Origin of the sequence: Synechococcus sp. R6-10, from assembly GCF_047461815.1 — a bacterium.
Taxonomy (GTDB): domain Bacteria; phylum Cyanobacteriota; class Cyanobacteriia; order Thermostichales; family Thermostichaceae; genus Thermostichus.
On sequence record NZ_JANSHW010000160.1, the window covers coordinates 1 to 5,466 of the forward strand.

Here is a 5,466-nt window from a genome sequence, read left to right on the forward strand (position 1 = left end):
GGTTCTTTGGCTTTGGCCGAGATCCTGCAGCCCATCCCCAGGAGCGTGGGCTCGGTGGATTTGACTCGGCGGGCAGAATCTCTGCTGTTGGTGGCTTTTGGGGTGGTGCTGGCCCTGTTTTCGCTGCTGGTGCAAACCAAGCTGGTTCACTACACCTCGCTGCTGTACCCCATTGGGGCCTACTTTGCTGCCCTGCGCTTGCAGCGCCTGGTTGCTGAGAAAAGAGGGCCCAGTTTTTGGGAAAGTGCCTGGATCCTGCTCAGTGGCTTGTTTTGGCTGGCCCTGTGGCTGTTGCTGCCCTGGCTGGGATCCCAGGATCCCGCTGGGCTAGTCCAAGCATGGGTCTTTGCCGGCATCCCTGACGACTTTTCCAGCAGCTTGGTGCTGGGATACCTGCAGGCTGAGGTGGAGTGGCCGGTGTTGACCTACGTCCCCGCCGCGATCCTGCTGCTGGGAATTCTCCTTTGGAGTCGAGGACGGCGGCGGGCTTGGGGCTGGACAGTTTTGCTCTTGGCCACCGGACTGAGCGCCCAACTGGCCTGGTGCTGGGTCTTCCCCCGCCTGCTGCAACACACCCAGGGAGGAGCCGTCCACTTTTTCCGGCAGTTTGCCACTTCCGAAAACAACGCCCAGCCGGCTCTCTCTGGAACGGTGGGCCTGTACGGCTTTCGCTCTTTTGTACCCTATTTTTATGGCCCGCTGCAGGTTCCCTACGCCGCCAGCCCAGAAGAGCTGGCCGACTGGCAAGCCCAGGGGCAGGCGCCCGACTACCTGGTTACCTGGGATCCCTTTGTAGCTGAACTTACAGCTCCCGAGGGCGAACAGGCAGCCATTCTGGGATCTTGGCGGGTCGTCGAGCGCCGCAGTCCCTTTTGGCTGTTGAAAAAAACCTCTTCTCCTCCCTAGGCCCCAGATGAGCCAGTACGTGCTGCGCATCAGCGATATTCCTGCCCAAGATCGTCCCCGCGAGCGGCTGCTCAGCCAAGGGGCAAGGCACCTCTCCCACGCCGAGCTGCTGGCCATCTTGCTCAACACTGGCCAGGGGCCGGGCAAGCTCTCGGCAGTCGGCCTCGCCCAGTTGCTCCTGAAAAAATTGGAAGCCCAAGGGGATCCCTTGGCCCAACTGCGCCAGGTGGAGGCAGGGGAGCTGCTGCAAATTGAAGGCATTGGCCCGGCCAAGGCAGCAACGGTGTTGGCCGCCATCGAGCTGGGGCGACGGGTGTTTTTGGGTCGCCCGCCAGAACGCACGGTGATCGAGTCGCCGGAACAGGCAGCCATGGCCCTGAGCGGCGACCTGATGTGGGAGACCCAGGAGCATTTTGCCGTTTTGCACCTAGATATCAAGCACCGCCTCATTGGCCAGCAGATCGTAACCCGGGGGACAGCCACCGAAACCCTCACCCATCCGCGGGAAACCTTCCGCAGCGCCATCAAGCAAGGAGCCAGCCGCATCCTGGTGGCCCACAACCACCCTTCCGGCAGCTTGGATCCCAGCCCAGAAGATCTTGCCCTTACCCGGCAACTCTTGCAGGCGGGGCAGCTGCTGCAGATCCCGGTTTTGGACCACCTCATCTTGGGCGGCGGACAGTTCCTCAGCTTGCGCCAACGCACCACCCTTTGGCAGGAGTTTCCCCAGCCGGAGTAAGCCTCACCCTCTCCCAGAGGGAGAGGGGAGTAATGCAACGGAAATGTTTCATTCATTACTGTATTCGCCACCATTTATTCGCCACCATTTGGGTTGACCACGCCCAAGGGATCCCTGTGTGTGGGCTCTCAAGAATCGGGGAGTGGCTCAAAACGCATCCCCACCTTGAGCTGGCCGCCATTGACCAAGTCCCAAGCGGACTGTTCTTTTTTGCCAGGCAGCTGCGCCCGCCGGATCAATAGGGATCCCTCTCCGGTGGCTACATAGACTCCTTCTCCCCTGGCCAATCCCACCACCTCGCCAGGGCTGCCTTGGGGGAGATCGCCAGGGGGTGGGTGCAACTGAGGAGAGGCAGAGCGGACAATTTTGATCCGCTGCCCCCTCAAACTGGTGAAACAGTCGGGAGAAAAGGCGCGGATTTGGTTGTGCAAGGCCTGGGCAGGGCGCTGCCAGTCGAGGTGAAAGTCTTGTTTTTTGAGCAAAGGGGCGTAGGTTGCCCGGGATCCATCCTGAGGAATAGGGGTGAGTTCCCCTTTCTCCAATTTCAGGAGTGTTTCCACCAAGAGTTCTGCCCCCAGTTGAGCCAGTTGGGGTGCCAATTCTAGGCTGGTTTGCTCTGGCCCAATGGGTAGCTTGGCCTGGAGCAGGATGGCCCCCGTATCCATTCCCTCATCCATGAGCATGGTGGTCACGCCGGTCTCGGTTTCTCCGTTGGCAATAGCCCACTGGATGGGGGCAGCGCCACGATAGGCGGGCAGGAGGGATCCATGCACATTCACACAGCCCAGCTTGGGCATCTGCAACACCGTCAGGGGCAAGATCTGGCCGTAGGCCACCACCACAAACACATCGGCAGCCAGCGCCTCCAGAGCCGCCAGCACTTGGGGATCCCGCCGCAGGCGGACAGGCTGCCACACCGGGATCCCGTGGGCCTGGGCGAGAACCTTGGTAGGGGGGGGAAGCACCTTTTGTCCCCGTCCCTGGGGCCGATCCGGCTGGCAGACCAATCCCACCACTTCAAAGGGAGACTGCGGCTGCAACAGGATCTGCAGCGAAGGCAGGGCAAACTCTGGCGTGCCGAAAAAAACAACCCGCATGGCCAACCCCAACGAGCACTGTCCTTCAGAATACGCTCAGCCAGCGGCTGCAAACGCTCGGCTACTTACTATCTCCTCCGTCAACTGACACCCGGAGATTCAGTCTGGGAGGCAGGAGAAGGGGGTGGCGGCTTATCCAGCGGAGAGATTTCTCTCTCTGAGATGGGGGATCGCCCGGTCAAGGGCACCTGCGGGGACTGCCAAAAGGCAGGCTGTTTGAGATCGAACTCTTGGCTCCAGGCCGGGAAAAAAGAGCCCAGTTTCTGCCCAGAAAGCCGCAGCCGTTGCAAAAAAGTCCATTCCAGACGGGTTAAGGCTCGCCGCAGAAAATCCCTAGCCCAAGCCGGATCCGGGGCTTCTGCCGCCTGCAAGTTCACCTGCAGGAGGCCCAGTTTGGGATGGAAATGAACCCGTGCTTGGATCCCTTCTGGACGCAACAGGTAATTCAGTACCTGCTGGATGGCTACCCCATCCCCCCGCTGAGCGCGATACAGAGGGCTGTTGGGGTTGGGCTGGGGCTGGTAGCGCCACTCGCAGTGCCATTCTGGGATCCCTTCATTGGCCAGAAAGCCAAAAAGCTCCACCTGACGTTGCCTGTGGGTCAGCGCCATGTGCTCCAATGCCGGCGAGAGGCTCCCCAGCAAAGCATCCGGCTCAGGCAAGGGATCCCCCTCTAGGCGCAGCAACAGGCGGTGGCCAGAAAGCCGCGCTTGTACCTGGAGATAACCCAACCCCAGGGATCCCAGGGCTTTTTGCAGATCGGCCAAGATAGCGGGCAGAGGAGCCTGGACATCCAAAGAATCGCTCACCGACAAAAGATCCTCAACAAGCCGTAACTCAACCTAGCCAATTTCCTAGGTTGCTTGGATCCCTGGGATCGTCGGCCAAGATGGCCAGATCCATTCACCTCAGTTGCTAGACCCCCAGGATCAGGCGAGCTGCAGCGAACTGAGTTAACCTCAGCAACGGCTACAGACCGTAGAAATCCGGCCCGGATCCCTCGTAGCTGGGGTTGACCCGCAAGTTTAAGTGGGGACAGATGATCTCGCAGGTGCGGCACTGGATGCAGTTTTCCAAAGACATGGCATGGGAGCGGATGCCATTTTGGTCGCGGATGTGGTGTACCTCTGCTGTGCAGTCGGCCACGCAGGGGGTGGGGCGATTCAGCTTGTCGTAGGTGGCGATGCACCGGCGGCAGGTTTCGGCGTCGAACTCCAGGATGTGACGGTTACCCTCGGGGTAGCGGGGATCCGCGAAAAAAACCGCATCGGGCCGCGAGAAATAGCCCGGTCGAGAGGCCAATTCCTGGGGGGCCAGGGCTGTGGGGGCCACAAAATCCGCTTGAATGGCAGCGTGGGGGGCCACATAGCTGCGCGGGGGTGGCTCGCTGGGGCTGACCCGCCCGGTGAGCAGGGTGTAGGCGCGCAGAGTTTCTCGTCCGCGGCGAACGGGATCCTGTAAACCCCAGCGCAGGGATCCCAGCCAGGGATGGCCGGCATCGACGCTGCGGCACACCTGAGGCAAGTATTCTTCCAGCAGGCGGGAGTTCTCCAGAAAAGCCTCGCGGAAATAGCGACTGCGGTAGAGGTTTTGCCCCACCGCACTTTCCATCACCGCCTTTTGGTAGTCGGCCTGGATGCGCAGATCCCCTTTCAAGAAGCCATCGTGAATGAGGCCCGCCGCCAGATAGCCGGTTTCCATCGCGTTATCCACCCCGGCCAAGCTGCCCACATCCAACACCCCCAGCGCATCCCCCAACAGCAGGGCTCCCTCAACGCCAAACCGGGTGGGCAGGCTGTGGTAGCCCCCTTCGGGAATCACGGCAGCCCCGTACTTGAGCAACTTGCCGCCGGCAATCAGGGACTGGATCCAGGGGTGAGCTTTGAACTCCTGCAGACGCTGCTGGGGGTTAAGGTTGGGGTTCTTGCTGTCTAGGCCGATGATCAGACCTAAGGCCAGGCGATTGTCTTTGAGGCCATAGACAAAGCCCCCGCTGAAGCTGCCATCCAAAACCGGGTAGCCCAAGGTATGCCACACCTGCCCCTGCAGGGACTGGGGGATCTGCCACACCTCTTTGACCCCCACCGACCACAATTGCGGGTTGGGGCGCAGTTGAAACTTCTCGATGAGATCTTTGGAAATGAAGCCTTTGTCGCCAAAGCAGGTGAGTTCGGCAAAGATACAGTCTTCGTACACTTGGCCGGAATCGCTCGCCCGTACCCCGATCACCCGCTCCCCCTCGTAGAGGATTTCATGGGCGGCAAAGCCGGGGAACACATCGAGGGTAACATTTGGGGTCCCTTTGGCTTTTTCCTGCAGGGTTTCGGCCAGCCAGCGGATCACGTGGCTGAGGGTGAGAATGAACTGCCCCTGCTTGCGAAATCCCGGCGGGATCACCGCTTCCGGCAGATCCCAGCGCTGTTGGGATCCCAGCACGCTCAAGTGATTGGCTTCCACCCGGCCTTCGTGGGGAAATCCTTGGCTTTCAAAATTGGGGAAGAGCTTGGCGATCACTTGGAGGTTGCAGATGGCGCCACTGACGATGTGACCGCCGAATTGGCGGGCTTTTTCCAAAATGGCGATGGAGATTCTTAGCCCGGATAGCTTGGCCAAATCCAAAAGGCGATGGGCCAAGATCAAGTTGGAGGAACTCCCCCCCACCAACAGAAGGTCGTAGCGGATGGCTTCACTCATAGTCCCCCACACGGTAGCTCTGGATACCCT

The 5,466-nt window shown here is 60.4% G+C and carries 4 protein-coding genes and 1 pseudogene; 2 read left to right on the plus strand and 3 right to left on the minus strand.

All coding sequences use genetic code 11. From position 1 onward, the window contains the following. Both NW837_RS05230 and radC read left to right on the plus strand, forming a co-directional pair. A pseudogene (locus NW837_RS05230) lies at window positions 1-906 on the plus strand (dolichyl-phosphate-mannose--protein mannosyltransferase); the annotation flags it as partial. Window positions 907-913: 7 nt separating this feature from the next. Next, a complete protein-coding gene (gene radC, locus NW837_RS05235; protein WP_414329627.1) occupies window positions 914-1,645 on the plus strand; it encodes a RadC family protein in 732 nt (243 codons plus the stop codon). Between the two features lie 128 nt (window positions 1,646-1,773). Here radC and fmt read toward each other — a convergent pair whose 3' ends face one another. The 3 genes from fmt to NW837_RS05250 all read right to left on the minus strand — a co-directional run. Beyond that, a complete protein-coding gene (gene fmt / locus NW837_RS05240; RefSeq protein WP_414329629.1) occupies window positions 1,774-2,742 on the minus strand; it encodes a methionyl-tRNA formyltransferase in 969 nt (322 codons plus the stop codon). Window positions 2,743-2,822: 80 nt separating this feature from the next. Then, window positions 2,823-3,551 (minus strand): hypothetical protein, encoded by a 729-nt coding sequence (locus tag NW837_RS05245; RefSeq protein WP_414329631.1) that lies wholly within the window; start codon window positions 3,549-3,551, stop codon window positions 2,823-2,825. A 160-nt stretch (window positions 3,552-3,711) separates the two neighbouring features. Continuing rightward, window positions 3,712-5,466: hypothetical protein (locus tag NW837_RS05250; RefSeq protein ID WP_414329633.1), on the minus strand; the 1,755-nt coding region annotated here is incomplete at its 5' end.